The organism is Pseudomonas sp. HP_08 (assembly GCF_055284095.1).
This window is the reverse complement of the sequence record NZ_JBTOQC010000045.1, coordinates 114,164-130,855: the sequence shown is the minus strand read 5'-3', so window position 1 is coordinate 130,855 and position 16,692 is coordinate 114,164. Positions and strand designations below refer to the sequence as shown.

The 16,692-nt window shown below is 59.2% G+C and carries 17 protein-coding genes; 8 read left to right on the top strand and 9 right to left on the bottom strand.

Features of this window, described 5'->3' with window-relative positions:
- Nucleotides 1-260: 260 nt before the first annotated feature.
- Nucleotides 261-980 carry a UTRA domain-containing protein gene (locus ACYAS9_RS24895; protein WP_463571102.1) on the top strand — a complete coding sequence of 240 codons (720 nt, stop codon included), beginning with the start codon at nucleotides 261-263 and terminating at the stop codon, nucleotides 978-980.
- Nucleotides 981-995: 15 nt separating this feature from the next.
- Here the strand turns inward: ACYAS9_RS24895 and ACYAS9_RS24890 are convergent, their stop codons facing one another.
- The 6 genes from ACYAS9_RS24890 to minC all read right to left on the bottom strand — a co-directional run bounded on the left by ACYAS9_RS24890 (nucleotide 996) and on the right by minC (nucleotide 6,313).
- Nucleotides 996-2,012 carry an ABC transporter substrate-binding protein gene (locus ACYAS9_RS24890; protein ID WP_463571101.1) on the bottom strand — a complete coding sequence of 339 codons (1,017 nt, stop codon included), beginning with the start codon at nucleotides 2,010-2,012 and terminating at the stop codon, nucleotides 996-998.
- 176 nt (nucleotides 2,013-2,188) lie between these two features.
- Complete coding sequence (locus ACYAS9_RS24885) at nucleotides 2,189-3,478, bottom strand: M18 family aminopeptidase (protein WP_463571100.1); 1,290 nt, start codon at nucleotides 3,476-3,478, stop codon at nucleotides 2,189-2,191.
- Between the two features lie 76 nt (nucleotides 3,479-3,554).
- On the bottom strand, nucleotides 3,555-4,190 hold the full coding sequence (locus ACYAS9_RS24880) for an RluA family pseudouridine synthase (RefSeq protein WP_463571371.1): 636 nt from the start codon (nucleotides 4,188-4,190) through the stop codon (nucleotides 3,555-3,557).
- A gap of 91 nt (nucleotides 4,191-4,281) precedes the next feature.
- Nucleotides 4,282-4,542, bottom strand: coding sequence for a cell division topological specificity factor MinE (gene minE / locus ACYAS9_RS24875; protein WP_463571099.1), 261 nt, complete (start codon nucleotides 4,540-4,542; stop codon nucleotides 4,282-4,284).
- A 3-nt stretch (nucleotides 4,543-4,545) separates the two neighbouring features.
- A complete protein-coding gene (minD, locus tag ACYAS9_RS24870; protein WP_463571098.1) occupies nucleotides 4,546-5,355 on the bottom strand; it encodes a septum site-determining protein MinD in 810 nt (269 codons plus the stop codon).
- A 217-nt stretch (nucleotides 5,356-5,572) separates the two neighbouring features.
- Nucleotides 5,573-6,313 (bottom strand): septum site-determining protein MinC, encoded by a 741-nt coding sequence (gene minC / locus ACYAS9_RS24865; RefSeq protein WP_463571097.1) that lies wholly within the window; start codon nucleotides 6,311-6,313, stop codon nucleotides 5,573-5,575.
- 121 nt (nucleotides 6,314-6,434) lie between these two features.
- Here minC and ACYAS9_RS24860 point away from each other — a divergent pair, with 121 nt between their 5' ends.
- A complete protein-coding gene (locus ACYAS9_RS24860; protein WP_463571096.1) occupies nucleotides 6,435-7,364 on the top strand; it encodes a lipid A biosynthesis lauroyl acyltransferase in 930 nt (309 codons plus the stop codon).
- Nucleotides 7,365-7,392: 28 nt separating this feature from the next.
- Nucleotides 7,393-8,577, top strand: coding sequence for a patatin-like phospholipase family protein (locus ACYAS9_RS24855; protein ID WP_463571095.1), 1,185 nt, complete (start codon nucleotides 7,393-7,395; stop codon nucleotides 8,575-8,577).
- A gap of 3 nt (nucleotides 8,578-8,580) precedes the next feature.
- Here the strand turns inward: ACYAS9_RS24855 and ACYAS9_RS24850 are convergent, their stop codons facing one another.
- Nucleotides 8,581-9,435: a pirin family protein gene (locus ACYAS9_RS24850; RefSeq protein ID WP_463571094.1), complete on the bottom strand. Its 855-nt coding sequence runs from the start codon at nucleotides 9,433-9,435 to the stop codon at nucleotides 8,581-8,583.
- Between the two features lie 275 nt (nucleotides 9,436-9,710).
- Here ACYAS9_RS24850 and ACYAS9_RS24845 point away from each other — a divergent pair, with 275 nt between their 5' ends.
- Nucleotides 9,711-10,076: a DUF805 domain-containing protein gene (locus ACYAS9_RS24845; protein WP_463571093.1), complete on the top strand. Its 366-nt coding sequence runs from the start codon at nucleotides 9,711-9,713 to the stop codon at nucleotides 10,074-10,076.
- Nucleotides 10,077-10,109: 33 nt separating this feature from the next.
- Nucleotides 10,110-10,475 carry a DUF805 domain-containing protein gene (locus tag ACYAS9_RS24840; protein WP_463571092.1) on the top strand — a complete coding sequence of 122 codons (366 nt, stop codon included), beginning with the start codon at nucleotides 10,110-10,112 and terminating at the stop codon, nucleotides 10,473-10,475.
- A 63-nt stretch (nucleotides 10,476-10,538) separates the two neighbouring features.
- On the opposite strand, the gene ACYAS9_RS24835 is transcribed toward ACYAS9_RS24840, so the two are convergent.
- Together ACYAS9_RS24835 and ACYAS9_RS24830 are read right to left on the bottom strand one after the other, a co-directional pair.
- Nucleotides 10,539-11,351, bottom strand: a complete 813-nt coding sequence (locus ACYAS9_RS24835; protein WP_463571091.1) for an MlaA family lipoprotein — start codon at nucleotides 11,349-11,351, stop codon at nucleotides 10,539-10,541.
- Entirely contained in the window at nucleotides 11,344-12,642 is a 1,299-nt protein-coding gene (locus ACYAS9_RS24830) for an alpha/beta fold hydrolase family protein (protein ID WP_463571090.1), read from the bottom strand. Before ACYAS9_RS24830 ends, ACYAS9_RS24835 begins: the two co-directional genes overlap by 8 nt.
- 994 nt (nucleotides 12,643-13,636) lie before the next feature.
- Between ACYAS9_RS24830 and ACYAS9_RS24825 the strand changes: the two genes are divergently transcribed.
- From ACYAS9_RS24825 to ACYAS9_RS24815, 3 genes are all read left to right on the top strand, one after another.
- Nucleotides 13,637-14,491: a glycine betaine ABC transporter substrate-binding protein gene (locus ACYAS9_RS24825; protein ID WP_463571089.1), complete on the top strand. Its 855-nt coding sequence runs from the start codon at nucleotides 13,637-13,639 to the stop codon at nucleotides 14,489-14,491.
- A gap of 201 nt (nucleotides 14,492-14,692) precedes the next feature.
- Nucleotides 14,693-15,004: a DUF485 domain-containing protein gene (locus tag ACYAS9_RS24820; protein ID WP_463571088.1), complete on the top strand. Its 312-nt coding sequence runs from the start codon at nucleotides 14,693-14,695 to the stop codon at nucleotides 15,002-15,004.
- Complete coding sequence (locus tag ACYAS9_RS24815) at nucleotides 15,001-16,659, top strand: cation acetate symporter (protein WP_463571087.1); 1,659 nt, start codon at nucleotides 15,001-15,003, stop codon at nucleotides 16,657-16,659. The genes ACYAS9_RS24820 and ACYAS9_RS24815 overlap by 4 nt, the downstream gene beginning before the upstream one ends.
- The last annotated feature ends 33 nt before the right edge of the window (nucleotides 16,660-16,692 follow it).

The window sequence follows — 16,692 nt, the reverse complement described above, 5'->3', positions numbered from 1 at the left end:
CGACTTGCGTGACATTTTCGTGTCGATGAGCAATCCGGCGCCGGTTCAGGTTGCGCTGGGATACAAGCGTAGACCACGGCAAAAGGCTTGAAGGACAAGGTGTTGCGTCGCGGTGTGGACTAGTCTTTGCAACGTGCGGCAGACGCCCTGTCACGGCACAGTCATCTCGGCAATCTAGGCTGAAAACCCATGTTCCAGAGGCATGACACGCATCGGTCATGCTCTTTTATGGCGCTGGTCTAGACCAATCAGGTAATGCAATGCGCGACGATGAGCCACGAGCCTTCACCACCATCTGCAACGCCCTGCAAGAGCAGATCGAGCGTGGACTGCTGCTGCCGGGTAGCAAACTGCCGGCCGAACGCCGGCTGAGCGAGGTGTTCGACACCACGCGCATCACCCTGCGTGAGGCGCTGGTACAGCTTGAAGCGCAAGGGCTGATCTACCGTGAAGAGCGCCGGGGCTGGTTCATTTCGCCGCCGCGCCTGGCCTACGACCTTAACAGTCGCAGCCATTTCCATGCGATGGTCGCCGCCCAGGGCCGCGAGGCGCACACGCAGTTGCTGTCCGCACGCTTGCAGCCGGCCTCGGCGGCGATCTGTCAGCGTTTGCAACTGCCGGCGTTGTCCAGCGTGATTCAGATCTGCCGGGCGCGGCGCATCGATCAGCGGCTGGTGCTGTATGTCGAGCATTACCTGAAGCCTGAATATTTTGCCGGGATTCTCGACTGCGACCTGAGTCAGTCGCTGACCGAGCTGTATGACCAGCGTTACGGCCTGCAATACGGGCAGGTCAGTTTCGAGATGCAACCTGCCGCGCTGCACGCCGAGGCGGCGGCAGCGCTGAAGGTTTCACTGGGGACGCCGGGCTTGTGCATCGCCCGGGTCAATCATGACCGGCAAGGCCGGCTGATCGACTGCGATCTGGAATACTGGCGCCACGACGCGATTCGCGTCAGCGCACTGATGTGCAGCCACTGAGCGGCCACAGCTCACTTACTTCAGGCTGTTCGCCACCCGTTCGGCCACCTCGGCAGGCACCCAGGCGCGCCAGACATCCGGCTGTTCACGCAGAAAGCCCAAGGCAGCCTGACGCGGAGCCTGGCGTTGCTCGCTCATGGTTGCCAGGGTGCTGTTGAGTGGGCCGATCGGCAGGTCTACCCGTTCGAAAAAACTCACCAGTTCCGGATACTGCCGGGCGAAAGGCGCGGATACACCGATGCTCAACCGTGCCGGCAGCGAGCGGCTTCCCCGAGGCGCCGTATTATTACCGTCCGACAAGGTCTTCCAGGCCTCGGCGTCGAATGGCGGCTCTTCAAGCTTGATGAATTTGTGGCGGCCCAGCAGCGGTGTCGGCGCCCAATAGTAGAACAGCACCGGCTGGCCACGGCGCACCGCCGAGTTGACCTCGGCGTCCAGCGCTGCGCCCGAACCGCTGCGAAAGTTCACGAAACTGTCCTGCAGGCCGTAAGCCTTGAGTTTCTGGCTGTTGACGACCTCGGAGGTCCAGCCACTGGGGCTGTTGAGAAAACGCCCTTTGGACGGCTCTTCGGCATCGCGGAACACTGTCCGGTAGCGTTCCAGGTCCTGCACCGAACGCAGGTCCGGGGCCAGCGGCGCGATGCCGCGCTTGGCGTCGCCCTCAATCACATACGCCGGTACCCACCAGCCTTCGTCGGCGCCTTTGACGATATCGCCCAGGCCCTGGACCTGGCCGGCCTGTTCGGCCTTGAGCCAGACCGGGCTGCGACCTGTCCACTCCTCGCCGATCACCTGGATATCGTTGCGAGCCAGGGCGGTTTCCAGGCTCACGGTGCTGCCGGGCAAGGTGTCGGTGGGGTAACCGTAGCCTTTCTCGACGATTTCGCGCAGCACTTCGGTAATGAAGTTGCCACTCTCCCAGGTGAGATCACCGAACAGGATCGGCTTGCCCTGCGGCGCGGCCAGCGCCGGCTGGGCGAGGACGCACAGGGCAATCGAAAGCACACCGAACATTTTTCTGATTGAAATCATCCAGAGCCTCACTTGATCGTCATAGGTCAGACGGGGGAGTAAAAGGCACCTTCCGGCGCCACCGACGACAGATAACTGTAGCCCTGTCCTGAGGTCTGACTCGCTTGGCGATTGAAAGTGTCCGGATGATTATTCGGCAGGCTGCGGCCGGGTATGAAGCCCGGCCGCAGGGTCGATCAAGGCAACTCGACGCTGGCGTAGAACGCGCCCAGCACTTTGACCAGATGCCCCAGGTCGTGGCTGCCGGCCAGTTCGCGGATCGAGTGCATGGCGAAGGTCGGCAGGCCGATGTCCACGGTACGAATACCCAGGTGACTGGCGGTGATCGGGCCGATGGTCGAGCCGCAACCCATGTCGCTGCGCACCACGAAGCTTTGCACCGGCACTTCTTCGGCCATGCACAGGTGGCGGAAGAAGCCTGCGGTTTCGCTGTTGGTGGCGTAGCGCTGGTTGCTGTTGACCTTGATCACCGGGCCCGCATTGAGCTTGGGACCGTGATTGCTGTCGTGCTTGTCGGCGTAGTTGGGGTGGACGCCGTGGGCGTTGTCGGCCGAGATCAACAGCGAACGCTGGATGCTGCGCACATAGGTTTCATGATCGGGCAGCAGGCGTTGCAGGGTTTGCTCCAGCATCGGGCCATCGGCGCCGCAGGCTGAAGACGAACCGATCTCTTCATGGTCGGTACAGACCAGCAGGCAGGTTTCTTCGCTGGTGCTGGTGAGCAGCGCTTGCAGGCCGGCATAGCACGACAACAGGTTGTCGAGACGCGCACCGGCGATGAAGTCGCCATTCAGGCCCACGACCGCTGCGCTCTGGGTATCGTAAAAGCTCAGCTCGTAATCGAGCACCACATCGGCGATCAGGTCGTGCTCACGGGCCAGTTGCTCGGTGAGCAAGGCGCGGAAGTCCGGGCGCTCGTCACCGGCCACTTGCGCAACGATCGGCGGCAATTCGAGCTGGGCATTGATCGGCCAGCCTTCGTTGGCGGTGCGATTGAGGTGGATCGCCAGGTTGGGAATGACGGCGATGGGCAGCTTGAAGTCGATCAGCTGGCTTTCGACCCGGCCATCGCGGCGAAAGGTCACGCGTCCGGCCAGCGACAGGTCGCGGTCGAACCACGGTGCCAGCAGGGCACCGCCATAGACTTCCACGCCCAGTTGCCAGAAGCCCTGGCGTTGCAGCTCCGGCTGCGGCTTGACCCGCAGGCACGGGCTGTCGGTATGGGCGCCGACCATGCGAATGCCGCCGATCAGGGGCGAATGACGGCCCATGCGAAAGGCGATGATGGAAGAGTCGTTGCGGGTAACGTAATAACGGCCTCCCGATTCGACAGCCCAGGTATCACGTTCATCCAGACGCTGGAAGCCACCGGCTTCCAGATGTTGCACCAGGGTTGCAGTGGCATGGAACGGGGTAGGCGAGGCCTTGAGGAAGTCGATCAGGCCTTTGTTCAACTCTTCACGCATAAATCACTCCAGACAGCAATGGCGCGAGTTTAACGCATTGGCTGGCAACATGTGGTCACGCATTGCTCGCATCGATTCAGAACGGCGCCGGGCACTCGAAGCGCAAACGTTCGCCGCTGAGCGGATGGGTAAAGCTCAGCATGCTGGCGTGCAGGCACAAGCGCTCGGAGGCGGCGAGCGCTTCGGCGTGGGCGTACAGGCCATCGCCGAGCAACGGGTGGCCAATCGACAACATGTGCACGCGCAACTGGTGCGAACGACCGGTGATGGGGGTCAGTTCCACACGGCAATAGTCGCTATGGCGCTCGACGATTTTCCAGAAGGTCAGGGCATGCTTGCCCGCTTCATGGTCGACCACATGGCGCGGCTTGGTCGGCGGGTCATAGCGCAACGGCAGGTCGATGCTGCCGCTGTCCAGCGCCGGCTGGCCCCAGCACAGTGCGGTGTAGGCCTTTTCTGTTTCGCGGTCATGGAATTGACGCGACAGCTCGCGGTGGCTGTCCGGGTCACGGGCCAGCAGGATGATCCCGGAGGTTTCCCAGTCCAGGCGATGGACAATCCGCGCCTCGGGGTAACCGTTTTCCTGCAGACGGGTGATCAGGCAGTCCTTGTTGTCGTCGGCGCGGCCGGGAACAGACAGCAGGAAGGTAGGTTTATCGATCACCAGGACGGCGGCGTCCTGATGAAGAATGCGGATGTTCGACAACGGCATGCTGGGAAAAGGCCTCATGAAAAACGCCAGCGGCGCAACACACCACTCTCAATCCCGAGAGTGGTGTGTTGCGCCGCTGGCGACTGCGGGATCAGCGATCGGGCAGGGTGACGTTGAGTTCCAGAATCGAAAAGCTGCCCTGGTTTTCCAGAGCTACCTGCACTTGATCGGACTCGATATTGACGTATTTACGGATCACTTCCACCAGCTCCTTCTGCAATGCAGGCAGGTAGTCGGGGGTCTGCAAACCGCGTTGGCCGCGCTCGTGCGCCACAATAATCTGTAGACGCTCTTTCGCAACCGAAGCGCTGTTGGCTTTCTTGCGGTCACGAAAGAAGTCAAAAATATTCATGCGTCAACCCCCGAAGAGCCGTTCAAAGAATCCTTTCTTGTGCACATCCAGGAACCGGTGATCCACGGTTTTGCCCAGCAGACGATCGACGGCATCGCTGTACGCCTGACCGGCGTCGCTCTGTTCGTCGAGAATGACCGGGATGCCCTGGTTGGACGCCTTGAGCACGGCCTGGGATTCAGGGATCACGCCCAGCAGGGTCACTGCCAGAATGTCCTTGACGTCATCCACGCCGAGCATTTCGCCTTTGCTGACGCGCTCCGGATTGTAGCGGGTCAGCAGCAGGTGTTCCTTGATCGGGTCTTCGCCGTTTTCGGCACGACGCGACTTGCTGGCCAGCAGGCCCAGCATACGGTCGGAGTCGCGAACCGAAGACACTTCCGGGTTGGTGACCACGATGGCTTCGTCGGCGAAATACATGGCCAGGTGAGCACCGGTCTCGATGCCCGCCGGCGAATCGCAGACGATGTATTCGAATGTTTCGCGAAGTTCGTTGAGGACCCGCTCTACGCCTTCTTTGGTCAGCGCTTCCTTGTCACGGGTCTGGCTGGCGGCCAGTACGAACAGGTGCTCGATCTTCTTGTCCTTGATCAGCGCCTGTTGCAGGTTGGCTTCGTTGTTGACGACGTTGACGAAGTCGTACACCACGCGGCGTTCGCAGCCCATGATCAGGTCGAGGTTACGCAAGCCGACGTCGAAGTCGACGATGACCGTCTTGTGGCCACGCAGGGCGAGGCCGGTACCGATGGCGGCGCTGGTGGTGGTCTTGCCCACACCACCCTTGCCGGATGTAACTACGAGAATCTTGGCCAAGGTGTTTCACCCCTAGAGCAAACGGACTTGTTCAGTCCTGAAGAGCGTCCCTTGAAGCGGCGTCAGTAGGGCAATGATGGAAATCACGGAAGTTATCGGCTTTTAAGCGGCCCATTAAGGCGGCCATATAAAACACAAAGTTCTCTGGATTTCCTAAAGTCTTTGCTACGTCTTCGCAACCAGTCAGAGATGCTTTGATAAATAGCGGCAGTATCCGTTAAAGCCTAATGATGTTCAACACATCGCCAGACAGGCTGATCTGTACCCCGGTGCCCCACAGCGGATCGCGGCGCAGGTCTTCGGACACCTTGTACTGACCTGCAATCGAAATCAGCTCGGCACCCATCTGCTGGCAAAAAATCCGTGCCCTGGTATCGCCTTTGATACCGGCCAGTGCCCTGCCGCGCAATGGACCATAGACATGGATGTTGCCATCGGCCAGAAGTTCCGCACCGGGGCTGACAGGTGCAACGATGACCAGATCGCCACCCTGGGCATAAATCTGCTGGCCACCGCGCACCGGCGAGGTCACCACACGGGTCGGCCTGATCAGCGGTTCGGGTGGTTTTTCCGGAATCTTTTTCACCGGCTCCGCATCGACCGGGTCAAGCGCCCGCTCGCGTGCGCCCGAAGGCGGCAGCACCGGCAGGTCGATGGCGATGGCGGCGGCGATGTCCTCGATACGGCTGGCACGGATCGCCAGGGTCCGCAGCCCGTGCTGGCGGCACAGGCGCACCAGGGCCTGAAGGTCGACGGACCCTTCATGCGGCGCGAGTTTGTCCAAAGCCAGAATCAGCGGTGTATTGCTGAAAAAATTCGGCGCCTGGGCAACCTTGGCTGCCAATTGACGATCAAGTGCTTCAAGGTCGGCGCGCGCCAGTTCCATCACAGTGATGGCAAGCATGCTGCCCTTGAGCTGAAACACGGGGTCGGAGTGTTGCGATTCGATCTGGCTCATGGTCGGCATAGACAACGGCTTGTCGCTAAAAGTGCCGTGACTTATAACGAGAACCTCCGCTAGCCGCAAGCGATGGCGAACCGATGTAGAATGCGCAGCCATTGTTCTGACGGAAGCTTAAATGGATCGCCCGCGTTTTCGACCGTATTTCCTGCATCCGCGTTTCTGGGCGCTCTGGCTGGGGCTGGCGCTGTTATGGCTGATTGTGCAACTGCCATTTCGCGTGCTGCTGTTCATCGGGCGCCTGTTGGGCGCGGTGATGTACGGCTTTGCAACTGATCGAAAGTCCATCGCCGCACGCAATCTTGAACTGTGTTTCCCGCAACTTTCCGACGACCAGCGCAAGAAACTGCTCAAGGAAAACTTTGCGTCCACCGGAATCGCTTTTTTCGAAATGGCCATGAGCTGGTGGTGGTCGCCGCAGCGTCTGGCGAAACTGGCACACATCCAGGGGCTTGAGCATCTGCGTGAAGCGCATGAGAAGGGCGAAGGTGTAATTCTCATGGCCCTGCATTTCACCACGCTGGAAATCGGCGCTGCATTGCTCGGCCAACAGCACACCATCGACGGCATGTACCGCGAGCACAAGAACCCGTTGTTCGACTTCGTCCAGCGCCGTGGTCGCGAGCGGCATAACCTCGACTCGCTGGCGGTGGAGCGCGAAGACGTGCGTGGCATGCTCAAGCTGCTGCGCAACGGCCGCGCGATCTGGTATGCGCCGGACCAGGACTACGGCGCCAAACAAAGCGTTTTTGTGCCGCTGTTCGGTATTCAGGCCGCAACCGTCACCGCAACCAGCAAATTTGCCAGGCTGGGCCGCGCCCGCGTCGTGCCATTCACCCAGCAGCGCCTGGCCGATGGCAGCGGTTACCGGCTGGTGATTCATCCGGCGCTGGATCATTTTCCGGGGCAAAGCGATGAAGAAGATTGCCTGCGCATCAATCAATGGGTAGAAAAAGCCATTACCGAATGCCCCGAGCAATACCTGTGGGCGCACAGGCGCTTCAAGAGCCGGCCACCCGGTGAGCCCAAGTTGTACGCAAAAAAATAAAAACAGCGATCGCTGAGGTTCTTTTTTGATGTCTGAACCCGTCGTAGTGACAAACCCTTGCGGCGATATCGAGCCGGTCACCGGTCTGATCCTGTCCGGTGGCGGTGCCCGCGCGGCCTATCAGGTCGGCGTGCTGGCCGGCATCGCCGAGTTGCTGCCCTATGGGGCCGCCAATCCATTCCCGGTGATCGTCGGCACCTCGGCCGGTGCGATCAATGCGGTGAAGCTGGCCAGCGATGCCTTGCACTTTCGCGCCGCCATTCACCACTTGACCCTGTTCTGGCAGAACTTTCGCAGCCATCAGGTGCTGCGCAGCGACTGGCCGGGCGTCATTCGCCAGGCCGGGCGCTTCATGGGCAAGAGCCTGCTGGGCCTGGGTTCGCAAGTGCCGGTGGCCTTGCTCAACAGCTCGCCCTTGCGCGACCTGCTGACCGAGCGCCTGGACCTTTCCGGCATCGACCAGGCCATTGAAGCCCAGCACTTGCGCGCCGTGGCAGTCACCGCCTTTGGCTACGAATCCGGGCAGGCCGTCACGTTCTATCAGGGCAAGGGCACTATCGACCCGTGGTTGCGCCATCGCCGTGTGGGCCTGCCGACGCGATTGACGGTGGATCATCTGCTCGCCAGCTCGGCGATCCCGCTGTTGTTCGCGCCGGTCAAGGTCGAGCAGGAGTATTTCGGCGATGGCGCAGTGCGGCAGTCGGCGCCGATCAGCCCGGCGCTGCACCTGGGCGCCAACCGGGTGCTGGTGATCGGCGTCAGCGGCAACCCGCGCGGCGTGCAGGCCCAGGCGCCAGTGCACCGCGTGACCAGCGGCCAGCAACCGAGCCTGGCGCAGATCAGCGGCCATTTGCTCAACAGCACGTTCATTGACAGCCTGGAAAGCGATATCGAGTTGCTCGAACGCCTGAACACGCTCAGTGCACTGCTGCCCGACCCGCAAGCGCGTTGCCAGCCGGGCATGGCGCCGGTTGAGGTGCTGGTCATTTCGCCCAGCCGTCCGCTGGACGAAATCGCGGCGCGTCACCGCCACGAACTGCCACCCGCATTGCGCACCTTTCTGCGCGGCCCCGGCGCGACCAGGACCAGCGGCGCCAGCGTACTGAGCTATCTGTTGTTCGAGGCCGGCTATTGCAGCGAATTGATCGAACTGGGCCGGCATGACGCCATGGCCCAGAGCGAGGATCTCAAGCGTTTTCTGCGCATTGCCTAGTGCCTATACGGTCAGCCGGTCGTCCCTGAAATCGCGAAACGCTTGCTCGATTTCCTCGCGGCTGTTCATCACGAATGGCCCGTATTGCACGATCGGCTCGCCCAGCGGCTTGCCGGCAATCAGCAATACCCGCGCACCGGCGGCACTGTCGATGCGCAGCTCGCCGGCTTCGCCCAGCCGTACCAGGCGACTGGCCGCCACCGGTTGCGGGCAGCCGGCAACCTCGATCTGACCTTCGTATACGTACAGCAAGACTCGATGGCCTTGCGCGATCTGCGGGCTGATGTGGCTGCCTGCCGGCAAGTGCAGGTCGAAATACTGCGGCTCGGTATCCGGCCGTTGCACCGCACCGTCCTGCTGCACCTGGCCGTCGTCGAAGCGGCCGGCAATCACCACCACGTCGATACCGGCGGCGGTGGTCAGGCGCGGAATATCCTGCGGCTGAATATCCCGGTAGCTGGCGTCCATCAGCTTGTTCTTGCCCGGCAGGTTCAGCCACAACTGAAAACCGCGCATCACGCCTTCTTCCTGCTCCGGCATCTCGCTATGGATAACGCCGCGCGCAGCCGTCATCCACTGCACACCGCCGCCCTGGAGCAAGCCGACATTGCCCATATGGTCTTCATGGCGCATGCGGCCTTCAAGCATGTACGTCACCGTCTCGAAGCCTCGGTGCGGGTGCGGCGGGAAGCCTGCGATGTACTCATCCGGATTGTCCGAGCCGAACTCGTCAAGCATCAGGAAGGGATCGAACTGCTCGACACCCGCACCGCCGAACACCCGGGTCAGGCGCACGCCTGCACCATCGGAGGTGGGCTTGCCGGTGTGGATCGATAGCACCTTGCGAAATTGAGTCATGAGAGCGGCGCTCCTTATCAAGTGGCGATGGAGGGCATGGTAAGCGGGTTGGGTTGATGAATGGGTTTGAAATTCCTGATGGATCAATCGAATAATTTGATGTTTTTGAGAGGGCAATAAACATCAGTTTTGCTGACTCACATCTTTTGCTGAGTTTTCCTACATTGCTGGGTGACTTATCCCGCTTCTCGTTGCTATCGCTGACTATATATTGCCCTCCCTGCGCTGGATCGCTCCGGTTAATTGCACATGTGGTGCGCAAGGGAAGTAAGTCGATGAATAGTCTTTTAAGTGTTTACACCCGGATGTTTGAGTTTCATGGGCGTTCAAGCGTTCGTGAATATGCGGTGTATTTTTTCGCCATGATTGCTGCTTCTATGGCTCTTTTTTATCTCGATGTTAGTAATGACTGGATTGATCCCGAGTGGGGGATAGGGCCTTGTCTGGGCGTGTTCTCGCTCCTCAATTTTCTGCCTAACCTGGCGTTGAGCGTGCGCCGCCTCCATGACTCGGATCGCAGTGGCGCCTGGTGCCTGGTCAACTTCGTTCCGTTGGTAGGGCCGTTCATTCTACTGTTTCTGCTGTTTCAGCCTGCTACAGAAAAGGAAAATCGTTTTGGGCCAGTACTGCCGCGGGCCTGATGGCAGGCTGTCAACGTTGAAGGTTAAGAGTCCATGTTAAAAACAATAGGTCGTGTTTTCCTTAAAAGTCTTGATTTTGAAGGACGCTCGAGCAGAAAAGAATTCGTGGTGTTTCTTGTATTTACTACCGTTATGTCGGGGCTGATGATTGGGTGGGATGTACGCACAGTAACGTTTTATCACGGCGACTTTATAGGGCCGCACATGGCGCTATTCTGCGCCGTGGTCTGGCTTCCATCACTGGCGCTGACGGTGCGACGCTTTCATGATGGCAACAGCAGCGGCTGGTTATGCCTGCTGGCATTGATACCGATAATCGGCATGCTGCTCCAGCTTTTGTTGCTTCTTGAGGCCGGTGATGCAGAGACCAATGAGTATGGACCTGTACCGGCGCATTAATACGCCAACATGAAAAAGGCCAGTCCGGTTTCCCGGACTGGCCTTTTTCATTGCCTGGGTAACTTACTCGGCAATCTGCAACTTGCGCGACTCGGTGTACACATACCGAACTTTCTCATACTCGAACGGCGAGTTCATCTGGCCGTAGCGGAAGCTGGTCATATAGCGGCGGTCGATGGCGCGCAACAGGAGAATCTCCGGGTGGTCGCTGCTGACCTGGGCCACATTGAGGAAGTTGATCTGTGCTTCGGCGGCGACATCGAATATCAGCCCGCCGGTGTCGCGCAGGTTGGAAGGGCCGAACAGTGGCAGCACGATGTAGGGACCTGCCGGTACGCCATAGAAGCCCAGGGTCTGACCGAAGTCTTCACTCTGTCTGGGCAGGCCCATCAGGGTTGCCGGGTCCCAGAGGCCGGCCACGCCGATGGTGGTGTTAAGCAGCAGGCGTCCGGTGGTTTGCAGCGAGCGCTGGCCCTTGAACTGCAGCAGGCTGTTGACCAGGTTCGGTACATCGCCCAGGTTGCCGAAGAAGTTGCTGACGCCACTGCGCACGAAGCCCGGAGTGATGTAGCGGTAGCCATCGACCACCGGCAGGAACACCCACTCGTCGAAGCGGTAGTTGAAGTGGTAAACGCGGCGGTTCCACGACTCCAGCGGGTCGAAAACTTCCAGGGCGTTGATCGAGGCACGCTCGAATTCGCGCTGATCCAGGCCCGGGTTGAACTTCAGCGATTTCAGCGGCTGGGTAAAACCGTCGGCCTCGTACTGGCGCACCACGGTGGCCTCGTCCTTGGTGGCGTGGGAAATGTCGGTTTTTTCGGCCTGAGCCGTACCGGCAACCAGCAGGGCGGCAAGAAGCAAGAGACGTTTAGCCACGGAAGAACTCCAGCATGGCGTCGCTGTTGACGCGGTAGTTAATGTTGCCGCAATGCCCGCCATGGGGGTAGACGGTCAGGCGATCACCGAAGGTCTGGCGCAGGAAACCCAGGTCACCGGAGCCCAGAATCACATCGTCGGCGTTGTGCATGACGGCGATCTTGCTGCTGGTGTGCAGGTAGTCCTTGAGTGCGTACAGGCTGACCTGATCGACCAGTTGCAGCATGCTGCCACCGTCGGTACGCGCGCGCCACATGGGGATCAGTTGCTCGGTCATGTAGCAATCGAAGTCGCACTGCATGGCGCGCTTGAGAAACGGCGTCAGGCTGGTGCCTTCGGTAATCGGGAATTTCGGCGGGATGATCAGGCCGCGGCGGTTGATCAGGTCCGAGGTAAAGGCGATGTCGGCCGACGAGAAGCGGAACGAAGTGCCGATCAGCATGGCCATCTGTTCGTTGCTCAAGTGTTCCTTGGACAACTGGAAGTCATAGAGCAGCGCGTCGTTGAGGTCGATGTAGCCTTTTTGCTGAAAGTAACGGGTCAGCTTGGCCAGCACCAGTTCATAGAACGTGGTGGTGTTATTGATGCCCTTGACCTGGGTCTGTACCAGCTTGTCCAGGTTGGACACCGAGGTGTACAGGTTGACCGGCGGGTTGAGCAGCAGCACTTTCTTGAAGTTGAAACTGCGCCGGGTTTCATCCAGCTTGCTGACAAACGCGGCATTCAATGCGCCGAGGCTGTAACCGGTCAGGTAAAAGTCGGTAATCGGCAATTGTGCATTCTGGGCACGAATGGCCTGCATGACCCGGTAGATGTCTTCGGCATCTTCCTTGGACAGGCCTGGCGTGGCATAGCGCGACGCCGAACTCATGAAGTCATAGCTGGTGGGTGACGACAGTTGCACGACATGGTAGCCGGCACCGTAGTACAACTTCTTGAGGAACTCGTTGATGGTGCTGTTATACGGCGCACCGGTGCCGGCAATCAGGAAAATCAGCGGGGCGGCATGATCCTGTTTGGCCAGGCGGTAACGCAGTTTCTTCACCGCCCAGAAGTTGTCGGGCAGGGTGAACTCGCGTTCCGGGTGCAGGTTGAGGGTGTAATCGTCCTGGTCGATGTCTTCATCGGCAGGCAGGTCTGGCCGCAAGTCGGGTGGCGTTGTGGCGATAGTCGCTTCGAACGGATTAGTCAGCGGGTAGCCATAAGTGGCTGGATCGACGTTTTTCGCCAGGGCGGCTGCACTTAAACAGAGGCCACCCAGGACTGCAGCGAAGCGCAGGAGACGGAGCATGACTGAATCCCATGGAAAGAAGAGCAGGGTAAGGTACGCAGCCTATGACCATTGGCATACTGCCAAAGTGCCGTATCGGCGAGCGATCTTTATGAAGTGGGTGAAACGATACACTCTCCCGGGTTTGGGGAATGTAGAGATGTGCGTTTTTTTGCAGGCGCGCACAGAACGCCATAAAGCACAAAGGGAGCCATAGGCTCCCTTTTCAGTGGTTTTTCGCGTGCTCTTTTTATTTTTATAGGGCGGTCTGTTGTTGTTTTTGTCGATCCGCCCTTCACTGCATTCTTGCGACCCCCATGCGGGGCCAAGAGCAAACGTATTTTTTTGAGCGCTGACTTGCTTCAATCGACTGCCTGCACAACAGCGCGATCCAACCAGTGCGGGGCTACCTGAAGGTAGTTTTATTGTTCTGTGCCTGGCTGCGTGGTCTTCCGCAAAAGACCCGGTGAAGCGTGTCTACTCCAAAAAAATCAGTTGGCTTCGTCTCTGTCCGTGTTGTTCTTGTTATGTCAGAGCCGTACGTCTTGTTTTTATTGGGTTGCTGCTTGTTTTTGTTCTTGTTGTGCCAGAGATATAGCAGGTGCTGTGCCAACTTTTTAAAAGCCTTTAAAATCAATAACTTAAAAAAATCACCCGAACACCTGAAACGGTTTCTGGCCCTGATGTGTTTCCGTGTTACCCGTTCGCTGGACCGGGCCGGAATAGGCGGTAACACATTGTGTTTCTTCTCATGACCGGGACGCTTTTGTACGGGTTTGTCGTTGATGGCTCTGTGATGTCGTTTACCGCTGCCTGGGAGTCGCTGACAGAGCATGACCGTTCAGCAACCGGGCAGATGATCAACGGGTCGATGCAGTGGGTGTCACTGCGCGCAAGAGTGCTTGAAACGTGAAGGGCCCCGCATTGCCCCTCTTCGGGCGTGGTGCGTGGCCCAGAAAACAACGTCAACGATGCCCGACCCTTGTCGGTGCAGAACTCTACCGGGGAAGTAATGATGAATATGCGCAAACTCCTGGGGGCGGGTGCCGCTCTGGCACTCGCCGCCAGTTCCACGCTGGCCATTGCTGAAACCAAGACCGTGAGCATCGGCTATGTCGAAGGCTGGTCCGACAGTGTCGCCACGACTTTTGTCGCCGCTGAAGTGCTCAAGCAAAAGCTGGGCTATGACGTCAAGTTGCAGTCCGTCGCTGCCGGGATCATGTGGCAAGCGGTGGCTACCGACAAACTGGACCTGATTCTGTCGGCCTGGTTGCCGGGCACGCATGGTGAATACATCGCCAAGTACAAGGACCAGGTGGTCGACTACGGTCCCAACTTCAAGGACGCCAAGATCGGCCTGATCGTGCCGGAGTACGTCAAGGCCATCAGCATTGCCGACCTCAAGACCGATGAGTCTTTCAAGAACAAGATCACCGGTATCGATGCCGGTGCAGGCGTCATGCTCAAGACCGATCAGGCAATCAAGGACTATGGTCTGGACAGCTACAAACTGCAGGCCAGCTCCGGGGCCGGCATGATTGCCGAACTGACCCGCGCAGAAAAACGCAACGAATCCATCGCCGTCACCGGCTGGGTGCCGCACTGGATGTTCGCCAAGTGGAAACTGCGTTTCCTGGAAGACCCTAAAGGTGTCTATGGCGCCGCTGAGACCGTTAACAGCGTCGGCAGCCTGAGCCTTGAAAAGAAAGCCCCGGATGTGGTCGCGTTCCTGAAGAAGTTCCAGTGGGAATCCAAGGACGAGATCGGCACCGTGATGCTGGCTATTCAGGACGGCGCCAAGCCTGAAGCGGCGGCGAAGGACTGGGTTGCCAAAAACCCTGAGCGTGTGGCTGCCTGGACGGCCAAGTAAGACACTCCCCCGTTTATCTGGCGGCCTGCGGGCCGCCTGTCGAAAACCACCCGGCGCTAGCGTCGGGTGGTTTTTTTTCAGGTCATTTCAGCCAGGTGCACAGAATTAATGTCGTTCTAATACTAAGGTCGTCTGGAGTCGGCCCCGCAGCGGACTAAAGTAAAGTTGTGTCATCTCTTCCGTGCTGCGAGGACAAAAACAATGAACGACAGCATCTATCAAACGATACAGAACAACCCGCGCTTCAAAGAGCTGGTTGCCAAGCGAGAACGTTTCGCCTGGATTCTCTCGGCGATCATGCTTGGGCTTTACGCTTGCTTCATTCTTCTGATTGCTTATGGGCCGCATATTCTGGGTGCCAGACTCAGCGCTACATCGACTATTACCTGGGGCATGCCGATCGGCGTTGGCCTGATCCTGACAGCATTCATCCTGACCGGCATTTATGTACGCCGCGCCAACGGTGAATTCGACGATCTGAACAACGCCGTGCTCAAGGAGATTCAGCAATGATCCGTCGTCTCTTTGCAGGCATTGGTCTCGCAGCGTTTGCGCCGGCTCTGCTGGCCGCCGATGCCCTCACGGGCGCTGTGCAGAAGCAACCGCTGAACGTTCCGGCGATCGTCATGTTCGTGGCGTTCGTCCTGTTCACCCTCTACATCACCTACTGGGCGTCGAAGAAAAACAAATCGGCTTCCGACTACTATGCCGCCGGCGGCAAGATCACCGGTTTTCAGAACGGCCTGGCCATTGCGGGCGACTACATGTCGGCTGCTTCCTTCCTGGGTATTTCCGCGCTGGTGTACACCTCCGGCTACGACGGCCTGATCTACTCGATCGGCTTCCTGGTGGGCTGGCCGATCATTCTGTTCCTGATCGCCGAACGCCTGCGTAACCTGGGTAAATACACCTTTGCCGACGTGGCGTCGTATCGCCTCAAGCAAATGGAAATCCGCACCTTGTCTGCCTGTGGCTCACTGGTGGTGGTGGCGTTCTACCTGATCGCGCAAATGGTCGGTGCCGGCAAGCTGATCCAGCTGCTGTTCGGCCTGGACTACACCGTTGCGGTGATTCTGGTCGGTATCCTGATGTGCCTGTACGTCCTGTTCGGCGGCATGCTGGCGACCACCTGGGTACAGATCATCAAGGCGGTGATGCTGCTCTCCGGTGCCTCGTTCATGGCCTTGATGGTCATGAAGCACGTCAACTTCGACTTCAACCAGCTGTTCGCCCAGGCGGTTGCCGTTCACCCTAAAGGTGAGGCGATCATGAGCCCTGGCGGTCTGGTCAAGGATCCGGTCTCGGCGTTCTCGCTGGGCCTGGCCCTGATGTTCGGTACCGCTGGCCTGCCACACATCCTGATGCGCTTCTTCACTGTCAGCGACGCCAAGGAAGCCCGCAAGTCGGTGTTCTACGCCACCGGTTTCATCGGTTACTTCTACATCCTGACCTTCATTATCGGCTTCGGCGCGATCCTGCTGGTCAGCACCAACCCGATGTTCAAGGATGCAGCCGGTGCGTTGATCGGTGGTAACAACATGGCGGCGGTGCACCTGGCGAATGCCGTGGGCGGCAGCCTGTTCCTGGGCTTCATCTCGGCGGTGGCTTTCGCAACGATCCTGGCAGTGGTTGCGGGCCTGACCCTGGCCGGTGCTTCGGCGGTGTCGCACGACCTGTACGCCAGCGTGGTGAAGAAGGGCAAGGCCAACGAAAAAGACGAGATCCGCGTATCGAAGATGACCACCATTGCTCTGGCTGTGGTTGCCATCGTCCTGGGTATCGCCTTCGAGAGCCAGAACATCGCGTTCATGGTCGGCCTGGCATTCTCCATCGCAGCGAGCTGCAACTTCCCGGTGCTGTTGCTCTCGATGTACTGGAAAAACCTGACCACCCGTGGCGCCATGATCGGCGGCTGGATGGGCCTGATCAGCGCTGTCGTGCTGATGGTGCTCGGTCCGACCATCTGGGTGCAGATCCTGCACAACCCGAAAGCGATTTTCCCGTACGAGTACCCGGCGCTGTTCTCGATCATCATCGCCTTTGTCGGCATCTGGTTCTTCTCGATCACCGACAAGTCCAAGGCAGCAGCTGATGAGCGTGCGCTGTTCATTCCACAGTTCGTCCGTTCGCAAACCGGCCTGGGCGCCAGCGGTGCGGTTTCGCACTGACGGTTAAACCCGGCACAACAAAAAAGCAGCCCT

Bases quoted from the DNA above. Each gene is read 5' to 3' on its own strand.
- ACYAS9_RS24895 (WP_463571102.1), top strand. From the start codon at position 261: ATGCGCGACGATGAGCCACGAGCCTTCACCACCATCTGCAACGCCCTG.
- ACYAS9_RS24890 (WP_463571101.1), bottom strand. From the start codon at position 2,012: ATGATTTCAATCAGAAAAATGTTCGGTGTGCTTTCGATTGCCCTGTGC.
- ACYAS9_RS24885 (WP_463571100.1), bottom strand. From the start codon at position 3,478: ATGCGTGAAGAGTTGAACAAAGGCCTGATCGACTTCCTCAAGGCCTCG.
- ACYAS9_RS24880 (WP_463571371.1), bottom strand. From the start codon at position 4,190: ATGCCGTTGTCGAACATCCGCATTCTTCATCAGGACGCCGCCGTCCTG.
- minE (WP_463571099.1), bottom strand. From the start codon at position 4,542: ATGAATATTTTTGACTTCTTTCGTGACCGCAAGAAAGCCAACAGCGCT.
- minC (WP_463571097.1), bottom strand. From the start codon at position 6,313: ATGAGCCAGATCGAATCGCAACACTCCGACCCCGTGTTTCAGCTCAAG.
- ACYAS9_RS24860 (WP_463571096.1), top strand. From the start codon at position 6,435: ATGGATCGCCCGCGTTTTCGACCGTATTTCCTGCATCCGCGTTTCTGG.
- ACYAS9_RS24855 (WP_463571095.1), top strand. From the start codon at position 7,393: ATGTCTGAACCCGTCGTAGTGACAAACCCTTGCGGCGATATCGAGCCG.
- ACYAS9_RS24850 (WP_463571094.1), bottom strand. From the start codon at position 9,435: ATGACTCAATTTCGCAAGGTGCTATCGATCCACACCGGCAAGCCCACC.
- ACYAS9_RS24845 (WP_463571093.1), top strand. From the start codon at position 9,711: ATGAATAGTCTTTTAAGTGTTTACACCCGGATGTTTGAGTTTCATGGG.
- ACYAS9_RS24840 (WP_463571092.1), top strand. From the start codon at position 10,110: ATGTTAAAAACAATAGGTCGTGTTTTCCTTAAAAGTCTTGATTTTGAA.
- ACYAS9_RS24830 (WP_463571090.1), bottom strand. From the start codon at position 12,642: ATGCTCCGTCTCCTGCGCTTCGCTGCAGTCCTGGGTGGCCTCTGTTTA.
- ACYAS9_RS24825 (WP_463571089.1), top strand. From the start codon at position 13,637: ATGAATATGCGCAAACTCCTGGGGGCGGGTGCCGCTCTGGCACTCGCC.
- ACYAS9_RS24820 (WP_463571088.1), top strand. From the start codon at position 14,693: ATGAACGACAGCATCTATCAAACGATACAGAACAACCCGCGCTTCAAA.
- ACYAS9_RS24815 (WP_463571087.1), top strand. From the start codon at position 15,001: ATGATCCGTCGTCTCTTTGCAGGCATTGGTCTCGCAGCGTTTGCGCCG.